Consider the following 18,553-nt stretch of genomic DNA (forward strand, 5'->3'; position numbering starts at 1 on the left):
ATGTCAAAATGATTAGCTCTCAAGATCAGAAACTGCTCATGCTGCTTCGCCGGGATGCAAGAGCCAGCATTACTGATCTGGCCCGGTCACTGGGTGTCTCCCGGTCAACGGTCCAGAACAGGCTCGCCCGGCTGGAGAAGGCCGGCATCATCCGTGGCTATTCGGTGGAATTGGGCGGGGAATACCTGGCCAACCTTGTTGAGGCCCATGTCTCCATCAAGGTTGTACAAAAGCTGACTGCAAGAACCAATGTGGCCCTTGAGGACATCAGCCAGGTGGTGCAGCTGTTCTCGGTGAGCGGTGAGTATGACCTCATCGCCATCGTGCGGGCCCAGTCGCTCGAAGAACTGAGCCAGGTGCTCGATGACATCGGCAATCTTGAAGGTGTGGAGCGGACCAATTCAGCCGTCGTGCTGGAGACCCGGTTCCGACGCTAGTGTTGGCCCGGCTCAGCCGCCCAACAGTCCCGCATAGGCGGAGTAGAGAAACGCACCGGAGCCAATGAGAATCATGCCCCAGGCGGGAAAGATCAGAAATGAGCGAGTCGATGTTTTCATAGGCACCTCCTTCAGTGATGCTGTTCGATACGCTGTCTCCCTCACTGTAGACCAGTCTTGATGAATGTCACGGTTTATTTTTTGAACAGCCTCTCATTGCGTATGAATAAGCCAACCGTGACGTCCTTTATTGCTATTGAGGCCCGGGCCGGGTCAGCTACTATTAAGGCACGGTTCTGACAACAATAGACCACCGCATCAGATCAGCCGAACAATAACAATCAGGAGTCACGAATGGCGGTAGATCCACGCAAGCAGACCTCGCTGCACTGTCTGTATTACTGGGCAGAGCAGACCCCCGATAACGTTTATCTCACCCAGCCCTATCCCGATGGCCGGGTGGAAGACATTACCTGGAAACAGGCGGCGGACCAGGTGTCGCGAATGGCCGCTTACCTGATCAGCCTGGAGCTGCCGGAACGCAGCAACATCGGCCTGCTGGGCAAGAACAGCGCCTACTGGATACTGGCGGACCTGGCGATCTGGGCGGCGGGTCATGTCAGCGTCCCGCTGTATCCGACCCTCAACGGGGAAACGGCGGCCTATATCCTGGAGCACAGCGAGGCCAGGCTGCTGTTCCTGGGCAAGATGGATGGTAGCGCCGATGGCTGGAACGATATCAAGGGCAGCCTGCCCGCCGATCTGCCGATCGTTTCCCTGCCGCAGTCACCGAGGGACGACCTCCCCGGGTGGCAGGACATCGTTGCAGAACGGGAGCCGGCACAGCCAAGACTGCCGGAGCCTGACGACCTGGCAACCATCGTCTACACGTCCGGCTCCACCGGTCGCCCGAAAGGCGTGATGCACAGTTTCCGGAACATGGTGTCGGTGGCGGACGGTCTGCAGCAACTGTTTCCCGTCAGCTCCGGGGAACGCATGCTGTCATACCTGCCCCTGGCCCATGTGGCGGAGCGGGCAGCCGTGGAGACCCAGTCGCTGTACTTCGGTTTCCATCTCTATTTCGCCAACTCCCTCGAGACCTTCCAGGAGGACCTTCAGCGTGCACGGCCGACGCTGTTCTTCTCGGTGCCTCGGCTGTGGATGAAGTTCTACCTCGGGGTCAATGCCAAACTGCCGCCCCAAAAGCAGAAGCTGCTGTTCAGTATTCCCATTCTGAATTCGCTGGTAAAAAAGAAGGTTCTCAAACAACTGGGGCTCGACCACTGCCGGGCCGCGCTTACCGGAGCGGCCCCCCTGTCAGCAGAGATTGTTTCCTGGTACCGCAACCTGGGCCTCGAACTTCTGGAGGTGTACGGCATGTCGGAAAACTTCGGGTACTCCCACGCCAATCGACCGGGTCAGGCCAGGGCGGGGTATGTGGGCATGGCTAATCCCGGGGTTGAGCACCGGATCGGTGAGGGTGGTGAGGTTCAGGTCAGGAGTCCGGGTCAGATGCTCGGCTATTACAAGAACGAGGAAAAGACCCGGGAAGATCTCACCGACGATGGCTTCCTCAAGACCGGCGATATGGGTGAAATCGACAATGCCGGTTATCTTCGCATCACGGGTCGGGTGAAGGATCTGTTCAAGACTTCGAAAGGAAAATACGTGGTGCCGGTGCCCATCGAGAGTCGCTTCAACCACCCACAGGCGGAAGTCGTGTGCGTGGCAGGGGCCAACCAGCCACAGCCCTGTATGATGGTGCTGTTATCCGACGAGGCCCGGGGCGCGCTGGCGCGGGGCGCCGATCGCTCCGAGCTGGAACAGGAGCTGGCGTCCGAACTTGATGCTGTGAACGCGGCCTGCGAGGCCCATGAAAAGGTGGCTTTCGTGGTGGTGGTGAAAGAGCCCTGGACCATGGAAAACGGTATGCTCACGCCGACCATGAAGATCAAGCGAAATGTGATTGAGGACTTCTATAACAACAGGATGGAAGACTGGTTTGCCCGGAAAAGCAAAGTGGTCTGGGAATTCTGAGCACTTTTCTTCAGGCCAAAAAAAACGCCGGCGATCATCGCCGGCGTTTTTCTTAGGCTGTTCTCTGACCTGAATCACCGTCGGTGAATCAGTGTCCGCCCTGAACCTGAGGCATATCCTGAGCCACAACCGCTGCCTTGCGGTTGAAAATGCGTACCTTGCGACTGATAAACTGCGCCGCCTGCTTCGCTGCAGTACGGGTATACTGGCGCCTGACCTCAGCACTGTTGTGGAGGATACTGGACGGCAGCGGGTTTACGGTTGCGATATGGTTCTGAGTCATAGCGCCTTCCTCCTTATCTATCGGGTGGATTGGTTAGCGATCTACCTTTAATTTACAAACTATTCTAAGGATTCTTTTTTGCAGCTTGAATACGTTAAACTCCGTATCCGTGTTGCAAATATGCAGTGATTATGGACTGGGATTATCTTCGATATGTCAGGGCCCTTGCAATAGGCGGAACCCTTGCAAAGGCCGGTGAATTGCTCGGTGTGCACCAAACCACGGTTCTGAGGCGACTGGACCAGATGGAAGAGTCGCTGGGTGTGCAGTTTTTCGAACGCAACCAGAATGGCTTGCAGCTGACGCCAGTGGGAGAAATGGCTTTCCGGGAAGCCGAAAGGCTGGCCACGGACATGGAAAACCTCGAGCGCAAACTGGTGGGCGGGGATTCCGCGCCGGTGGGCAAGGTCCGGCTGGCAGCGGAAGACATGATGCTCAACGAGCTGCTCAGTCCGATTCTCGCGGACCTGGTCCGCGAGTTTCCGGATATCGAGCTGGAAGTGCTCACCGACAACGATGTTGCCAACCTCTCGCACCGGGAGGCGGATCTGACTCTGCGGCCGGACAACAAACCCCAGGCCACGCTGGAGGGCGAACGAATTGCCGCCGTGGAATCCGCGGTCTATGGTTCCGCCCGTTATTGCCGGCGGAACCGGGACATGGACATCGATAACCGGCCGGAGGACTGCCTCTGGGTTATCCCGGACGAGACGTTCAGTCAGCTGGCGACCGGGCGCTGGTACCGCAAGCACCTGAAGCATGTCACCTCGGTGATCCGCTGCAACAGCCTGCAATCCATGGTATCCCTGGCCAGGGCGGGCGCCGGGCTCGCGGTGCTACCGTGTTATGTCGGTGAGAGTGCGAAGGAATTGCGCCGGTTATCGGATCCGCTGGAGGGTGAAAGCGTGGATTTGTGGTTGCACGTCAACCAGGATACCCAACAAATGGCCCGGGTGCGTATCGTTATGGAATTCCTGGTGGATCGTCTGCGTGCGCTGGAGTCCATGATCGAGATCAGTACCACGTTCTGATCACTGTTCCACCCGGCAAAACGGCCAGAACTGGTACCACCGCCAGCACTGGAACTCCTGTTCGCATTGCTGGAGCTGGTTGTGGTAGCGGAAGGCCCGGCTGCGGACCCGGGTTGCCAACTCCCGGATCTCCGGCTTTCGGTCGTAGGTCCGGCGGGCGTAGCCGCCACGGCCTTCGTGGTAGGCCAGATAGAGTTCCCGGGGGGCCGTAAAAGGTATGCCCAGGTGTTCATGGCTCAGGTGGTTGTACCAGCCCACGAAATCCAGGGCGTATTCCATATCAGAGCGCACGGTCAGCCAGCCGCCCTCGTTTGCCGCCAGATATTCCCGCCAGGCCGGGTCCAGTGCCTGGGCATAGCCGAAGGCGGTAGTGGGCCTTGTCCAGGGAATCAGTCCCCAGAGCAGGGTTCTCGGTGGGCGGGCATGACTGCGGAACGAGGACTCGTAATAGACAAAGGCCATCTGGGTGGCAACTGGCGTTCCCCATTTTTCCTGCGAGGCCCGGGCATAGTCATACCAGACGGTGTGTTCCCGGAAAATCTCGCAAAGGTTGTCAGGATTGGCGGGGGGATCCGGCGCCAGCAGGCTGAACCTGAGGGTGGCCCACATTCCCACCAGAAGTCCCAGCACCGGTAATCCATACCATTTGGCGCGCGCGCGCCATACATTAAGGCGCTTTGTGCGGCGCTGCCTGCGCCGGGAGCGTGGCTTGCGCGATTTCCCTACCAAACTGTCATCTCCGGGGGCTCTGAATGGCTTGCTGAGGGACCCGCCACCGTGTCATAAACGGCGGAATTCCCATTGCAGGATGATAGTGAAATGAGACTTGGCACCCTAGTTAAACCTCTTTTAGTCGTCACGATGCTGGCGGGCGGCGTAGCCAATGCCGCCCCGAGTGCCCAGCAGGTGCTGGCTGCCTCCCCGGTTGACGACATCGTTGCCCGGTACCCGGCCATGATGAGCCAGGGAATACGTGAAGGTGTGAAGCAGAGCGGCCAGGTGCCGCCGATGGTGGCTGAAACCCTGGGCAATATTGTCAGCAGCAGTTTCCGGGCGGAAGACATCGAGCGCCGGATCGTCACCGAACTCGATGAAAATCTGTCCGACGCTCAGTTGACAGCGGTACGTGACTGGTACGAGACCCCGGTGGCCCGGAAGATATCGGAGGCCGAGATTGCGGCATCCGCCCCCGACAGCTGGCAGGATGTCCGGGCACGGGCTCCGGCCCTGAACAAACAGTATCAGGGGACCGAAAGGGCCCGTATGTTTGACCGGTTCGATCGCGCATCCCGCGCTACCGAGAGCGCCGTGGATACATCGATTGCCGTGCAGCTGGGCATGGCGACAGCGATGGCGGCCCTGAGCACCGACTCCGTGCACTACGAGAAGCTCCGCCAGCGGATCGAGGGGCAGCGCAGCATGCTTCGGGGCGTGATGGAGCAGCAGGTTTACGACAGTTACCTGTACACGTACCGCAACATCAGCAACCAGGAGCTGGATCTGTACCTGGATTTTCTCGAGAGCGATGCCGGCTCCGCGTTCTCCCGTGTGGTGACCAGTAGCATCCAGCAGGCGATTACCGAACCGGTGGAAAGCATCGGCAAACAGATGTCCCGTTTCCTCAGTCCGGAATCACCAGGCGGTCAGTGAATTCGCGGAGTTCCTGATAGAGCGCCTGCCGTTTGCGCTCATAACGATGGGAAAAGTGAAAAGCGATGAGTTGCCGGACCTTGGCCCCGTTGGCAATCCGGGCACAGTCTTCGGTTGTGAGGTGATGGGTGCGGCGGGCCTGGTCCTTGTCCGCGGTCATGAATGAAGCTTCGCAGAACAGAGTGTGGGCATCCCCCGCCAATGCCTTCATTTTCCGGATGTTATCCGGGGTGCCGGCGAAATCCGTGCCATAGACCAGCTTGTCTCCCGGAGCCTGGATCAACAACTGGCGGGCCAGGTTCTCGGCGCGCCAGGTACCGGACGGGCCGGGGGAGATCAGCTCGTCGGGGCGCTTGCGCAGCACCGCCATTTTCAGGTCATGCAACCAGGGGCCCGGCTGCAATCCCATGGCCTTCAAGCGGTCGTTGCGTACCTGCAGTTTGCCGAAAGGTTCCCAGGCATAGGCCAGGACAGGTGTGCCGTGGTCCAGCAGGGTGGCGCGAACCTGGAACTCCGGTTCGCGGAGTAATACGCCGTCGGGTGTGGGCTCCTCTTCGAGCGGCGTCGGTGCCGGGTCACCCGCCGTGATCCTCCAGCGTTTGAGATGATCCCCGTGCCACTCGTGAACGACGAACCTGGGCCCCCGATCCTCGACCCTGTCCCAAAGGATGCCGTTGATCATGCCGCTGATATGGCCCATCAGCCCCGGTGGCCCGAACAGTCGGCAGGGAGGAAAGTGGCCTATCCGGCTGCGCAGGAACCACATGAACCCGCCGATGTGATCGGCATGGCAGTGACTGATGAACACATCGGTGACCTGATGGGCGGAACGCAGAGGCATTCGCCCGGTATCGCCCAGGTCGAACAGCAGGCTGCGGGATTCGTGCAGCAGCCTCAGCTGCAACAGCGGGTCACCACCCACTCCATTGACCAGGGACGCCACGACCGGGCCGACCCTGACCGCCACTTGCGGGTCCTTGGCAACGCTGGTGAGTGCGCCCAACTCAACGCTGACCTGCACGGCGCTGCCGGGCTGTCGTGTGCAATCCATACCTGCCCCCATCCGGTGGCTTTTCGGGTGCGTGAAATTTGTACAAAGCCGGATTTCGGTCCAATCTCCCTAGTATATGCGAGTGGGGAGCGTCGCTATGGATTTCAATGCCTATCAGAAAGCCTTGTCCTCGCAACTACGGGGATTGGAATGCCCGTTCACCGAGAAGGAATTTGACCAACGGCTGGCCCGCGTCCGGAATTGTATGGTCCGCGAGGATTTCGGAGCGCTGCTGCTGACGGATCCTTCCGATATTTTCTACCTGACCGGCTACAGCACCTTTGAGGTGTCGGTCCATGTGGCTCTGGTGGTTACCCAGGAAGAGCTTCTGCTGCAGGTGCCCTCTATCGAGATGGGACCAGCCATGGTCACGACCCGGGTCGCGCGGGTCAGCGGCTATCGTTGGGAGGGCATTGGCGAAGTCCTCGAGCCGCTCGTGCAGGTGCTCAACGACGGGGTCGAAACGGTGGGCATTGATGCCTGGCACGGTTCCCTGCGCCAGGGGGTACTCGAGGGATTGAAGGCGAGGATGCCCGGCGTCCGGTTCCTCAACAACGGCGGCTTGCTGAAGAAGATCCGGATCGTGAAGTCCGGGGCCGAGATCGGATTCCTGCGCGAAAGTGCCCGGATAACTGAGCAGGGCCTGAGGGCTGCAGTGGCTGCAGTGCGCCCGGGCCTTACCGATAATGACATCGCGGCGGTCGGAGCCCGCGCCTTGCTGGAAGCCGGCAGCGAGTTCATGAGTATGCAGCCGATCGTGACGACCGGCCGTCGCAGCAGCGTGATTCACTGCAACCATAAACGTACGGTGATCCAGGAGGGGGATCCGGTGTTCCTGGAGTTCGGGTCGGCCTGGCATCGCTATACGGCGCCAATGATGCAGACCATAGTAGCCGGGGCAAGTCCGTCCTCGGAAATGGAACGGGTCCACGACGGCTGCCGACGCATTGTCGATACCCTGCTTGCTTCCATTCGCCCGGGAGTCACCTTTGATTACGCCGCCCAGGCCGCTGAGAGGGCACTGGACCCGCTGTCCGGGAAAGTCTTCTTCTCAGGTGTGTTTGGTTACACGGTGGGTGCCCAGTTTCCGCCCTCCTGGGTTGAGGGCTCGGGATTCATAGCCCGGGGTGGCAACCTGGAATTCCGGCCGGGAATGGTATTTCACCTGCCTATCTGTTTGCGCATTCCAAACCAGTGGGGCATAGGGTGCAGCGAAACCATCCTGGTCACGGACCACGGCGCAGAGCCGATAACCCGAAACCCCTGGACCCTCGGCTAATCGAGTCTCAGGTCCGAAAGATAGACGGTTCGCGGCGCTTGCAGCCGCACCGAGAAAAGCCCCAGCCGTCTCACCCTGGCCATATCCATTGTCCTGCTGGCCGGTGCATTGCGGACATCGTCGAGACCGAGAGTGAAGGTGTTGAAGCCGGGGCCGAGCACCAAGCGCGTGTTGAAGCGATCCCCGTAGGCGTTGTCGCCGCGGTCATGGTCGACATCGTTGATCCGGAGCGTGAGAGTCAGCTGCTCCTGCGAGGGATTGAACAACGTGATGATCAGCTGCCCATAGCCGCGCCAGTCGGCTGGCAGGTTGCCAAGCGAAACCCCGGAATAGGTTTCCGTGCCCAGTTCAATTTTCAGGCTGTAGGGCTGGTTGTTCGTGTGAAGAGTCGATGGCGAAGGGTTACCGGTCCAGAAGGAAGATGGATCCTCCTGGCGAAAGTCATAAAGCATTGGGAGCTGATGATTGACCTGCCATTGTCGGGCGGCGACCGTGCCGGTGACGGCCAGTTCGAATAGCAGTATGAGCCCGGTGAGGGCGGCAAGAAACCATGAAAGCCTGTTTGAGGGCGCTTGACGGGACAGTAACGGCCCCCAGGCAAGCACCAGCCAGACCCCTTCAAGATTCCTCAGGATGTCCCGCCAATCCACCTGCCGGTCCAGTTCAGACTGCAACAGCTCGATGACAATCCCCAGCAACAAGACGATGCCGCTGGTTGCCAGCCAGAGTCGCCAGCCACTCAGCCATCGCCAGGGGTTCAGCGCCAGGGTCAGAAGGGCAAAAAGGCCGATATGGCCGAGATTCCAGACGGACCGGTAGAAAGGGCCTGACGCCCAGTCCGGTCCACCTATGAACAGCAGCGGTGCCACCCCGGCAACGCCCGCAAAAGCCAGCAGACGTAATCGCTGGCTCTCAAAGACGCTTACCGGCATGGAGCCAGAACCCATCAGCTGCGGCTGGTTACTTCCAGCAGATGGTAGCCGAACTGGGTCTTGATCGGACCGATCACGGTGTTCAGCTCACTGTTGAATACCGCCTTGTCGAACTCCGGTACCATCTGGCCGGGGCCAAAGGAACCCAGGTCGCCGCCGTTGCGGCCGGAGGGGCAGGAGGAGTGCTGTTTTGCCACTTCGGCAAAATCCTGGCCGCCTTCGATGGCCTTTTTCAGTTCTTCACATTTTGCTTCACTGTCCACCAGAATGTGGCGTGCGGTTGCTCGTGCCATGATCAATATCCCGTGTCTGGATTAAAGGGTAGGTCAGAACGGGAATGCTGCCCGCACAGCCCGCCCGAGGCAAGTGCTTTTTATCCGTGTTTCTGCTGCCTCACAGTCCGGGCGGCAAACCTGTACAATGCCGGCTTTCTTTTTGCCGGCGCCGGTCGGCCCTACATTACAGGTTTTTTCTTGATTTCCACCGCCAATATCACCATGCAGTTCGGGGCCAGGCCCCTGTTCGAAAATGTTTCCGCGAAATTCGGCAACGGCAACCGTTACGGTCTTATCGGGGCCAACGGCTGTGGCAAGTCCACGCTGATGAAGATCCTGGGTGGCGACCTGGAGCCCTCCGCCGGCCAGGTCATGCTGGAGCCCAATACCCGGCTTGGCAAGCTGCGCCAGGACCAGTTCGCCTACGAAGACTGCACCGTGATGGATACCGTGATCATGGGCCACGAGGAACTGTGGAACGTGAAAAAGGAACGGGACCGTATCTACTCGCTGCCGGAGATGAACGAGGAAGACGGAATGGCCGTGGCGGACCTGGAGGTCCAGTTTGCCGAAATGGACGGTTACACCGCCGAATCCCGCGCAGGCGAACTGCTGCTGGGCCTGGACATCCCGCTGGAGCAGCACGACGGCCCCATGAGTGCACTGGCACCGGGATGGAAACTGCGGGTGTTACTGGCGCAGGCCCTGTTTTCCGACCCGGACGTTCTGTTGCTGGACGAGCCCACCAACCATCTGGACATCAACACCATCCGCTGGCTGGAAAACATCCTGGTGGCACGCAACAGCACCATGATCATCATCTCCCACGACCGCCACTTCCTGAACAGTGTGTGCACGCACATGGCGGATCTGGACTACGGTGAACTGCGACTGTTCCCGGGCAACTATGATGAGTACATGACCGCCGCCACCCAGGCCCGCGAGCGCATGCTGGCGGACAATGCCAAGAAAAAGGCGCAGATTGCCGAGTTGCAGCAGTTTGTCAGCCGGTTTTCCGCCAACGCCTCCAAGGCCAAACAGGCCACCTCCCGCGCCCGGCAGATGGACAAGATCCAGCTGGAAGAGGTGAAGCCCTCAAGCCGGGTCAGCCCGTTTATCCGCTTTGAACAGGGCAAGAAACTGCATCGCCAGGCCGTCACCCTGAAACGCCTGACCAAGGGGTTCGATGAAGGTCCGCTGTTCAGCAACCTGGACCTCCAGGTCGAAGCTGGTGAACGGGTCGCAATCATCGGCCCCAACGGCATCGGCAAAACCACTCTGCTGCAGTGCCTGGCGGGTGCCTATACGCCGGACGGCGGCGAGATCAAGTGGACGGACAGTGCCGAGGTCGGCTATTTCGCGCAGGATCACACGGCGGACTTTGCCGAAGATGAGACGCTGACCGACTGGATGGCTCAGTGGACCAAAGGTGGCGAACAACTGGTTCGCGGGACTCTGGGGCGGATGCTGTTCTCCGGTGATGATATCGGAAAATCCGTGCAGGTGATTTCCGGTGGTGAGCAGGGGCGGATGCTGTTTGGCAAGCTGATTCTGCAAAAGCCGAATGTCATGCTGATGGATGAGCCGACGAACCACCTGGACATGGAGTCCATCGAGGCGCTGAACCTGGCGCTGGAGAACTATCCGGGTACACTGATTTTCGTCAGCCACGATCGGGAGTTTGTTTCTTCCTTGGCTACGCGGATTATTGAGATGAAGCCCGATGGGGTTACTGACTTCAGTGGCACTTATGATGATTATCTTCGGAGTCAGGGGTACCTTTGAGTTCTGGCTTTGGGGGCAGCAGCCGTGTGGGCCTGGCTTTCCAAAACACGCTCCTTCGGCACGTCCCTGTGACGCTTGGGCTCCGCCATCCATGGCTCCGCACAGTTTTGGAAAGCCAGGCCCACACGGCCGCTCCAACCTGTGAGTAGCCGCAATCGTAAAGAGGAAAAGAAATTGGGTGAGCCCGAGATTATTAACGCAACCCGAAAATGGGTAGAAGACGTCGTCGTCGGCTACAACCTGTGCCCGTTCGCCAAACGGGAGCTGGTCCGGAACCGGGTGCGGTTTGTGGTGTCGGAAGCGCAGACCGAAGACGATCTGCTGCACGCCCTGCATTCGGAACTCCAGCGGCTGGACGACGAGCCGGAGATTGAAACCACGCTGTTGATCCATCCGGGTGTCTTACAGGACTTTGGACTCTACAATGAGTTCCTGGATGCGGCCGACGGTCTGTTGGCTTACCTGGAAATGGAAGGCGTTTACCAGATCGCCAGTTTTCACCCGGATTACCAGTTTGAGGGCACCGAACCGGATGCGGCGGAGAACTACACCAACCGTTCGCCGTTCCCGATGTTGCATCTGTTGCGTGAAGCCAGTCTGGAGGCGGCAATTGACAGCTATCCAGATGTGGACGGTATTCCCCAGCGAAATATCGAATTGATGGAGCAGTTGGGCGCAGAGAGGATGCAAAACACTCTAAGATCGTGTTTAGAGAGATCTGCGTCAGAGCGGACAGGGGAGTAAACGAGGGGAACGGCTGGGACGGCCCTTTCAAAACTGTGCGGAGCCATGGATGGCGGAGCTCAAGCGTCACATGGACGTGCCGAAGGAGCGGGTTTTGAAAGGGCCGTCCCAGCCGTTCCTTGCACCTGCTCTCAGGCTGGGGGTGGCAAACTCCCAGTGTCAGACGTTCCCAAAACGCGGACCAATCAGAAGAGTCAGAATCAATGGGACTGCTTTTCGAACAAATAGACAGCCAACCCTCGGTGATTGGCGAGATCACTCTCAGGCGGCGCCGCATTCCGGCCATCGGTGACCGGGATATCTACGAGGTGAAACTGGGCGAGGAATTCCTCATGTCCAGCATGTTCGTGGACGCCGAAATCGCCCTCTCGGACCTGGGGCTGAATGAAACCCGGGGCGAAAACCTGAGTGTTGTGGTTGGCGGTCTGGGTCTTGGCTACACCGCCGTGGCCGCGCTCAAGCACGAGCGGGTAAGCGAACTGCTCGTGGTGGAGTACCTGGAGCCGGTCATCCGCTGGCACCAGCAGGAACTCGTGCCACTGGGCAAGGAGCTGAACGCGGACCCCCGCGCACGGTATGTCCACGGTAGCTTCTTCGACCTGGCCATAGCCGATCCCGAAACCGGCGGCTTTGATCCCGAGGCACCGGGCAAGCCATTCGACGCGATCCTGCTGGACATCGACCATTCACCGCGGGCGTTGCTTCACGACTCCAGCGCCAGTTTTTACACCGTCGAAAACCTGGCCCTGATGGCTCGTCAACTGAAACCCGGCGGCATCTTTGCCATGTGGTCCAACGAAGGTGAGGATGATGAATTCATGGCTGTGTTGCGCGAAGGATTCATCGATGTCGCCTGCCACGTCGTAACGTTCTACAACCCCTTTCAGAACAGGGAGTCGTTCAACACCGTCTATGTGGCCCGAAAACCGGGCTGACTGATCCGGAGTGACCATGCCAGTGACCACCCATCGCACACGCCCCTTCAGTGCCAGTCAGCGCCTGCCGGACACGGACCAGCCACTGGAAAACCACGATCCGGAACAAGCGGGCGAACAGTTGGCGCAGTTCATTCACCGCCATCCGCGCCTGCTGATCCTGACCGGCGCGGGCGTGAGCACGGATTCGGGAATACCGGACTATCGTGACGGTGATGGTGCCTGGAAACGCAAACAGCCGGTGCAGCATCAGGACTTCATGGAAAACTTCCATACCCGCCAACGCTATTGGGGCCGAAGCCTCATTGGCTGGCCGGTGATGCGTAATGCCACCCCGAACCCATCGCACTTCCACATTGCGGACCTGGAGTTGCTCAATCACAGCAGCCTGGTGGTGACCCAGAATGTCGATCGCCTGCACCAGAGAGCCGGCACACGCGGCGTGCTGGACCTTCACGGCCGGGCTGACGAAGTGCTGTGCATGAGCTGTGGCTATCGCTGCCCACGGGATGAAGTCCATGACCGGTGTGCCGATCTCAACCCCGGCTTCCGGCATTACACGGCGACCACCGCTCCGGATGGCGACGCCGATCTGGAAGTGGATTTCTCGGATTTCCGTCCGGCCGGTTGCCCGAAATGCAGCGGTATCCTGAAGCCGGATGTGGTTTTTTTCGGCGATTTCGTGCCGAAACAGCGGGTGACCTCCGCCCTGGACGTGCTCAAGGCCAGCGATGGCCTTCTGGTGATCGGCTCCTCTCTGATGGTGTATTCCGGTTTCCGGTTCTGTCGCTACGGGAAGGAATGGGGCAAGCCCATGGCGACCCTGAATCTGGGCCGTACCCGGGCCGAGGAGCTGGTGGATTTGAAACTGAACGCCCGCATCGGGGAGACCCTGGCCGCAGCGCTCAGGCAACTCTGATGAAAACGGGGTCAGATGAAGGCTTTCATCAGACCCCAGGTTCACGGACGAAAATCTGCTGTAAACCCGGGGTCAGAAGAAAGCTTTCTTCTGACCCCTCCTTCACTCACTGAAGCATCAGATCAGGTTGTAGATAAACACGATCGCCACAGCCACCGGCGTAACGAACCGAAGGGTCACGAACCAGAGGCTGAACGCGGACGCCGACAGGGACAGCTCCTTCTCCAGCGCCTGCTTCGACATCACCCAGCCGGCGAACAGCGCCACCAGCAGGCCGCCCAGTGGCAGCAGGATGTTGGCGGTGAAGAAGTCCAGCAGGTCAAAGATGGTCTTGCCTTCCAGCATCGGAATGAAGCTCAGGGGTGCGAAGTCGGACCAGAGGTTCAGCGACAGGATTGAGGCAATACCCAGAGCCCAGCACACCACGCCGGCACCCAGGGTGCTCAGGGTACGGTTCATGCCTTTCTGTTCCTCCAGCCACTCCACGATGGGCTCCAGCAGGGAGATCCCGGATGTCCAGGCGGCGAAGATCAGCAGTACGAAGAACAGGGTGCCGAAGAAACTGCCCATGGGCATCTGCCCGAAGGCCAGCGGCAGGGTCTGGAAAATCAGTCCCGGGCCGGCTCCCGGCTCGAGGCCGTTGGCAAACACAATCGGGAAGATGGCCAGGCCGGCCAGCAGTGCCACGCCGGTGTCAATAATCGACACGGTAATGGAAGTCTTGGCGATGGAGATTTTCTTCGGCAGGTATGAGCCATAGGCCATCATGACCGCCATACCGAGACTCAGGGTAAAGAATGCGTGGCCCAGGGCTACCAGAACGCCTGAGGTCGTCAGTTTGGAAAAGTCCGGCTGGAACAGGAAGGTGACCGCCTTGCCGAAGGAGCCGGAGGTCATGGCATAACCCACCACAATCAGCAGCAGGATGAACAGACCCGGCATCAGGATGCTGACTGCGCGCTCCAGGCCAGCCCGAACCCCTCGGGCCACAACAACCATGACCAGCGCCATGAATACGGTATGCCAAAGCAGCAGGGTGCCCGGATCGCTCAACAGGCCGGAAAAAATAGCGCCGACGGCATCTGCCGACTGGCCGGCGAGCTGGCCGCTGGCGGCCGTTCCGACATAAGACACTGCCCAGCCACCAATAACTGAATAGAACGACAGGATCAGGAACCCTGCCAGTACACCCACGGCGCCTACCAGCTTCCAGGCCGGGTGGAGCTTGTCGCGCTCTGCAATCAGGCGCAGGCTGTTGACCGGGCTGCGGCCGCCGCGCCGGCCGATCATGACCTCGGCCATCATGATGGGGATGCCCACCACGGCAATACACGCCAGGTACATGATCACAAAAGCGCCACCGCCGTTCTCGCCGGTGATGTAGGGGAACTTCCAGATATTACCGAGGCCCACGGCGGAACCGGTTGCTGCCAGGATGAAAGCGAGCCTCGATGACCAGAGCCCGCGCTTGGCGTTTGAACCTTCAAGGGCCTCCGAATAGGTGGCTGATCCTGATGAAGTGACAGACATGACTATCTCCTGTGGTACTTGTTTTTGTGTCAGGGCGAAAAAGGAGAGCCGCAGAAATCTGCGGCCCCCAAGGGGGATGGCACCGGCGTCAGGTCAACCGGTGCGGGCAAACCGCGAGGACGCCAGCCCAGCACCTGCGGAATGTTTGCGGAACCGCTCCTCGGCCAGCTCATTGGCGATCTCCCCGGTGGGAAGGCCCGAACGGTCAGAGCGGTTGAAGATTTCGGTCAGGGTGTCTCCGATGGTGTCCACATGGGCGCGGACCTTTTCCGGAGTGGCGCCGGTGCGCTCGTAGAACACGTCGATGATGCCACCTGCGTTGATGGCGAAGTCCGGCGCGTAGAGGATGCCGTGTTGTTTGAGCATAGCGTCATGCTCTGGCCGGTCCAGCAGGTTGTTGGCGGCGCCGGCAACAATACCGGCCCGGATTTCCGGGATACTGCGATCATTCAGAACGGCACCCATGGCGCAGGGCGCGATCACATCCACCGGCAGGAACAGGATATCTTCCGCGGAGGCCGGTTTTGCTCCCAGCTGGTCCACCGCGCGGCGCATGTTGTCCTCGTGGATGTCGTACACCCAGAGCTCTGCTCCGGCTTCCTTGAGGTGCCTTGCCAGGCGGAAGCCGACATTGCCGATACCCTGGATGGCGACCTTCAGACCGGTGAGATCATCACGGCCCAGCTTGTGGCGGACTGCGGCCTGCAGGCCGATAAAGGTGCCGTAAGCGGTGGCGGGGGAGGGGTCGCCGTTACTGGGGTTGCCGTCAAAACCGGTGCGGGCGGCAATTCCGGCCACATGGCTGGTGTGCCGGCCCATGATTTTCAGATCGGGCACACTGGTGCCGGAATCCTCGGCGGCAATGTACTGGCCGCCCAGGCTCTCCAGATGCCGCCCCATCGCCTCCATCAGGGCCTCGCTCTTGTGCTTGCGTGGATCGCCGATGATCACCGACTTGCCGCCGCCGAGGTCCAGATTGGCCAGGGCCGACTTGTAGGTCATCCCCCGGGACAGGCGCAGAACGTCGCGAAGGGCTTCTTCGTCAGTGGCATAGGGAAACATCCGGCAACCGCCCAGTGCGGGCCCCCGGGATGTGTTATGAATGGCAACGATGGCTTTTAGTCCTGTCTCGGGATCGCAGAAGAAGGACAGATGTTCGTGGTTATCGAACTCAGGATGGCTGAACACGTTCATATTGAAATCCTCCCCCACCTGGCCGGATCGCGGCGGTAGGTCTGTTTTGTTCTTGTCATCCCGGCTTGTGGCCGGATGTTTGATTCCTGGTGTCCGTGCCCGATGGATTGTGCCGGGCCTGCCCTTGTGAGGCTGGACAGGGAAGAACCTAGCCTTGATTTACGTTAACGTCAACGTTTAATTTGTCAGCCGGCTCAGGATAATTCGGGGAAATGTCTGAGTTTCTCATCTAACTGTTTGGCCCCGGGAAATTTTTCAGGAGGGGTAGTGGTTTCTACCTATACGAATTGGGTGGTTTCCGGCTTAGCTTTCTTCGATGCCTAACCATTCATATCCTTATCAGCTCCAGTCACAGAAAGTGCGCGCGGAGTTTGTGCGCCTTTTCCCCATCTCGCTGTTCGTGGTGGCCTTTGGTGGTGCCTTCGGCCTGGCTGCCATCCAGGCCGGTCTGGCGCCGCTGCAAGCCATTCTGATGAGTACCACGGTGTTTGCCGGGGCCTCGCAGTTTGCCGCACTTGAACTGTGGGGAGGGGAAGTGCCCCTGCTGCCCCTGATCGCTGTCGTGTTCGCCATCAATTCCCGCCACCTGCTGATGGGGGCGTCGCTCTATCCCATGCTGAAAGACGTGGCTCCGGGTAAGCGTTATGGCCTGCTGCTTCTGCTCACGGACGCCAATTGGGCGGTCTCTGCCCAGGACTACCAGAATGGCCGTCGCAACCTGGAGGTCATCCTTGGAGGGGGGCTGGTGCTCTGGCTGGCCTGGATTTTCGGGACCTGGCTAGGTGTGTATTTCGGCGGTCTGCTGCAGAACCCAAAGAGCCTGGGGCTGGATATGGTGCTCGGCTGTTTCCTGCTGGCGATGGCCCTGGGGGGGAAGAAATCCCCACGGGTACTGGTGGCTTGGGCAGTGGCAGCGGCGGCTTCACTGGCTGCCTGGAAATGGTTGCCGTCCAACACCCACGTGGTGACCGGCGCCCTCGCAGGTGGCCTGATCGGTTACTTCTGGCTGGACAGGAAACCCGTCGGGCCCGGGACAGAGGAGGCAGAGTCCACATGAGCATTACAACCACGGAGCTCGGGGTATTGCTGGCGATTGCGGTGATGACTCTGGTCACCCTCGCGACCCGGTTTGGCGGTGTCTTCGCGATGTCTTTCGTGCGTATCAGTCCGCGGATCGAGAGCTTCATCAACACCATGGCAAGCTCGGTGCTGATCGCGATCATCGTTCCCATGGCCTTCAGTGGTGACGCCGGAGCGATCGCCGCGCTCTCGGTAACCGCTATCACCATGCTGCTACTCCAGAAGCCCCTGCCCGCTATTGCTGCCGGTATTGCTTCCGCTGCCCTGGTCCGTTATCTGTTCTGAAGACTCGCCTGCCATCGGGTTGGGGTTTCGCAAAGCGAGTTCGCCGATCCCTGGCAGCTTGATGCCGAGAGCCAGCGGGTTAATGCCGAGAGACAGGCCGAGCACGTTGAGTTCCAGGCCCTCACGAACGCCTGCGAGTACTCCGAAGTACCCGCCCAGGGAAAACTGGTAGCCGGTGCCGCCGGGAACTTCCGCTACCACCTGCTCACCCAGATAGTCCTTGCCGATGGCGTGGTTGGGGAGTGCAACGTCCAGCCCCGGGACCTGTCTGATGACCCACGCCGTGAAAGTATTGCTGTTGGGGCCGGGCCAGGCTTCATATTCGGTCGGGTAGGGGTAGTCCCCCACGGCCTGATAGATCCGCGGAATCAGCTCAGCTGCCTCTTCTCCCCGGATGTCGGCATACAGTACCGGCTCCGCCCCGTACCAGCGCCGGTCCGGAATGGACGCTCGCGAGTTCACCACATGGCGGCGCCAGCCGGTGACTTCGTGGACCCGGTACTGGGCGGCGCCCGCCTCCTTGGTGGCTATCCAGGTATGGACTGCAAAATAACCGCGCCAACTCCAGGCACGGGCGCCATACACCTGGACGATGGCGCCCTTGTGCTGGTCAGGGTCCGGGGCGATGTTGGCGCTGTCGCGGCTGGCTGTCTGCCAGCTTTCCGCGCCCTGCAGTGTTCCGCTGGCGGCCATCAGGACCGGTCCGGCCACAAGGGTCAGCAGACTGGCGAAGATCCAGGCCGCGCCGTGTTTCAATAGTTTCATAGAGTTGATTCTCCGGCCGTCATTTGCTGGCCACGGGCTTGTCTTCTAATCTCAAAGTACAACGTTTTTGTACTGGGAGATAGCCAATGTCCGATCACCATGTTTACAAAAAAGTGGAGATAGTCGGCTCTTCGAAGAAGAGCATCGAGGATGCCATTGAAAATGCGCTCGAGGAGTGCGGCAAGAGCATCCGGAACATGGAATGGTTCGAGGTAACGGAAACCCGTGGCCACATCGTGGACGGGAAAGTTGGCCACTACCAGGTGGTGCTGAAGGTGGGCTTCCGGATTGCCGGTAGCTGAGCCCTTTACGCAGTGCCTGCGAACACGTCATTGAGCGTG

At 59.8% G+C, this 18,553-nt stretch carries 20 protein-coding genes; 12 read left to right on the plus strand and 8 right to left on the minus strand.

Translation table 11 applies throughout. From position 1 onward, the window contains the following. Positions 1–8: 8 nt before the first annotated feature. Positions 9–437 (plus strand): Lrp/AsnC family transcriptional regulator, encoded by a 429-nt coding sequence (locus MD273_RS04060; RefSeq protein WP_239036489.1) that lies wholly within the window; start codon positions 9–11, stop codon positions 435–437. 354 nt (positions 438–791) lie between these two features. Then, positions 792–2,474 (plus strand): AMP-binding protein, encoded by a 1,683-nt coding sequence (locus tag MD273_RS04065; protein WP_239036490.1) that lies wholly within the window; start codon positions 792–794, stop codon positions 2,472–2,474. 88 nt (positions 2,475–2,562) lie between these two features. Here the strand turns inward: MD273_RS04065 and MD273_RS04070 are convergent, their stop codons facing one another. Further along, positions 2,563–2,757 (minus strand): hypothetical protein, encoded by a 195-nt coding sequence (locus tag MD273_RS04070; protein ID WP_239036491.1) that lies wholly within the window; start codon positions 2,755–2,757, stop codon positions 2,563–2,565. Positions 2,758–2,888: 131 nt separating this feature from the next. Here MD273_RS04070 and MD273_RS04075 point away from each other — a divergent pair, with 131 nt between their 5' ends. Beyond that, entirely contained in the window at positions 2,889–3,788 is a 900-nt protein-coding gene (locus tag MD273_RS04075) for a LysR family transcriptional regulator (RefSeq protein WP_239036492.1), read from the plus strand. Here the strand turns inward: MD273_RS04075 and MD273_RS04080 are convergent, their stop codons facing one another. Beyond that, the gene (locus MD273_RS04080; RefSeq protein WP_239036493.1) at positions 3,789–4,418 is read right to left on the minus strand and encodes a transglycosylase SLT domain-containing protein; all 630 of its coding nucleotides are present in this window, start codon (positions 4,416–4,418) and stop codon (positions 3,789–3,791) included. Positions 4,419–4,607: 189 nt separating this feature from the next. On the opposite strand from MD273_RS04080, the gene MD273_RS04085 reads away from it, so the two are divergent. Next, on the plus strand, positions 4,608–5,438 hold the full coding sequence (locus tag MD273_RS04085) for a DUF2059 domain-containing protein (RefSeq protein WP_239036494.1): 831 nt from the start codon (positions 4,608–4,610) through the stop codon (positions 5,436–5,438). On the opposite strand, the gene MD273_RS04090 is transcribed toward MD273_RS04085, so the two are convergent. Then, positions 5,410–6,489 carry an MBL fold metallo-hydrolase gene (locus MD273_RS04090; protein ID WP_239036495.1) on the minus strand — a complete coding sequence of 360 codons (1,080 nt, stop codon included), beginning with the start codon at positions 6,487–6,489 and terminating at the stop codon, positions 5,410–5,412. The two genes, MD273_RS04085 and MD273_RS04090, sit on opposite strands and share 29 nt — an antisense overlap. Positions 6,490–6,586: 97 nt before the next feature. Between MD273_RS04090 and MD273_RS04095 the strand changes: the two genes are divergently transcribed. After that, positions 6,587–7,768, plus strand: a complete 1,182-nt coding sequence (locus MD273_RS04095) for a M24 family metallopeptidase (RefSeq protein WP_239036496.1) — start codon at positions 6,587–6,589, stop codon at positions 7,766–7,768. Here the strand turns inward: MD273_RS04095 and MD273_RS04100 are convergent. Together MD273_RS04100 and MD273_RS04105 are read right to left on the minus strand one after the other, a co-directional pair. Continuing rightward, positions 7,765–8,700, minus strand: a complete 936-nt coding sequence (locus tag MD273_RS04100) for a VanZ family protein (protein ID WP_239036497.1) — start codon at positions 8,698–8,700, stop codon at positions 7,765–7,767. The genes MD273_RS04095 and MD273_RS04100 overlap by 4 nt on opposite strands. 14 nt (positions 8,701–8,714) lie before the next feature. After that, complete coding sequence (locus tag MD273_RS04105; protein WP_239036498.1) at positions 8,715–8,993, minus strand: peptidylprolyl isomerase; 279 nt, start codon at positions 8,991–8,993, stop codon at positions 8,715–8,717. A 180-nt stretch (positions 8,994–9,173) separates the two neighbouring features. Between MD273_RS04105 and MD273_RS04110 the strand changes: the two genes are divergently transcribed. The 4 genes from MD273_RS04110 to MD273_RS04125 all read left to right on the plus strand — a co-directional run bounded on the left by MD273_RS04110 (position 9,174) and on the right by MD273_RS04125 (position 13,358). Beyond that, the gene (locus MD273_RS04110; RefSeq protein WP_239036499.1) at positions 9,174–10,760 is read left to right on the plus strand and encodes an ABC-F family ATPase; all 1,587 of its coding nucleotides are present in this window, start codon (positions 9,174–9,176) and stop codon (positions 10,758–10,760) included. 174 nt (positions 10,761–10,934) lie between these two features. Next, positions 10,935–11,504, plus strand: coding sequence for a DUF1415 domain-containing protein (locus MD273_RS04115; RefSeq protein WP_239036500.1), 570 nt, complete (start codon positions 10,935–10,937; stop codon positions 11,502–11,504). 203 nt (positions 11,505–11,707) lie between these two features. Next, the gene (locus MD273_RS04120; RefSeq protein WP_239036501.1) at positions 11,708–12,439 is read left to right on the plus strand and encodes a polyamine aminopropyltransferase; all 732 of its coding nucleotides are present in this window, start codon (positions 11,708–11,710) and stop codon (positions 12,437–12,439) included. A 16-nt stretch (positions 12,440–12,455) separates the two neighbouring features. Beyond that, the gene (locus MD273_RS04125; RefSeq protein ID WP_239036502.1) at positions 12,456–13,358 is read left to right on the plus strand and encodes an NAD-dependent protein deacetylase; all 903 of its coding nucleotides are present in this window, start codon (positions 12,456–12,458) and stop codon (positions 13,356–13,358) included. A gap of 117 nt (positions 13,359–13,475) precedes the next feature. Here MD273_RS04125 and MD273_RS04130 read toward each other — a convergent pair whose 3' ends face one another. Beyond that, positions 13,476–14,888 carry a sodium-dependent transporter gene (locus MD273_RS04130; RefSeq protein ID WP_239036503.1) on the minus strand — a complete coding sequence of 471 codons (1,413 nt, stop codon included), beginning with the start codon at positions 14,886–14,888 and terminating at the stop codon, positions 13,476–13,478. A 93-nt stretch (positions 14,889–14,981) separates the two neighbouring features. Next, positions 14,982–16,082, minus strand: a complete 1,101-nt coding sequence (locus MD273_RS04135) for a Glu/Leu/Phe/Val family dehydrogenase (RefSeq protein ID WP_239036504.1) — start codon at positions 16,080–16,082, stop codon at positions 14,982–14,984. Between the two features lie 316 nt (positions 16,083–16,398). Here MD273_RS04135 and MD273_RS04140 point away from each other — a divergent pair, with 316 nt between their 5' ends. Together MD273_RS04140 and MD273_RS04145 are read left to right on the plus strand one after the other, a co-directional pair. Then, complete coding sequence (locus tag MD273_RS04140) at positions 16,399–17,139, plus strand: AzlC family ABC transporter permease (protein WP_239036505.1); 741 nt, start codon at positions 16,399–16,401, stop codon at positions 17,137–17,139. Further along, a complete protein-coding gene (locus tag MD273_RS04145; RefSeq protein WP_239036506.1) occupies positions 17,136–17,447 on the plus strand; it encodes an AzlD family protein in 312 nt (103 codons plus the stop codon). Before MD273_RS04140 ends, MD273_RS04145 begins: the two co-directional genes overlap by 4 nt. Here MD273_RS04145 and MD273_RS04150 read toward each other — a convergent pair. Continuing rightward, positions 17,376–18,212, minus strand: a complete 837-nt coding sequence (locus MD273_RS04150) for a DUF3750 domain-containing protein (RefSeq protein WP_239036507.1) — start codon at positions 18,210–18,212, stop codon at positions 17,376–17,378. The two genes, MD273_RS04145 and MD273_RS04150, sit on opposite strands and share 72 nt — an antisense overlap. A gap of 86 nt (positions 18,213–18,298) precedes the next feature. Here MD273_RS04150 and MD273_RS04155 point away from each other — a divergent pair, with 86 nt between their 5' ends. Continuing rightward, entirely contained in the window at positions 18,299–18,514 is a 216-nt protein-coding gene (locus tag MD273_RS04155) for a dodecin (RefSeq protein WP_239036508.1), read from the plus strand. Positions 18,515–18,553: the final 39 nt, after the last annotated feature.

Source organism: Marinobacter sp. C7, from assembly GCF_022343555.1.
GTDB lineage: Bacteria > Pseudomonadota > Gammaproteobacteria > Pseudomonadales > Oleiphilaceae > Marinobacter.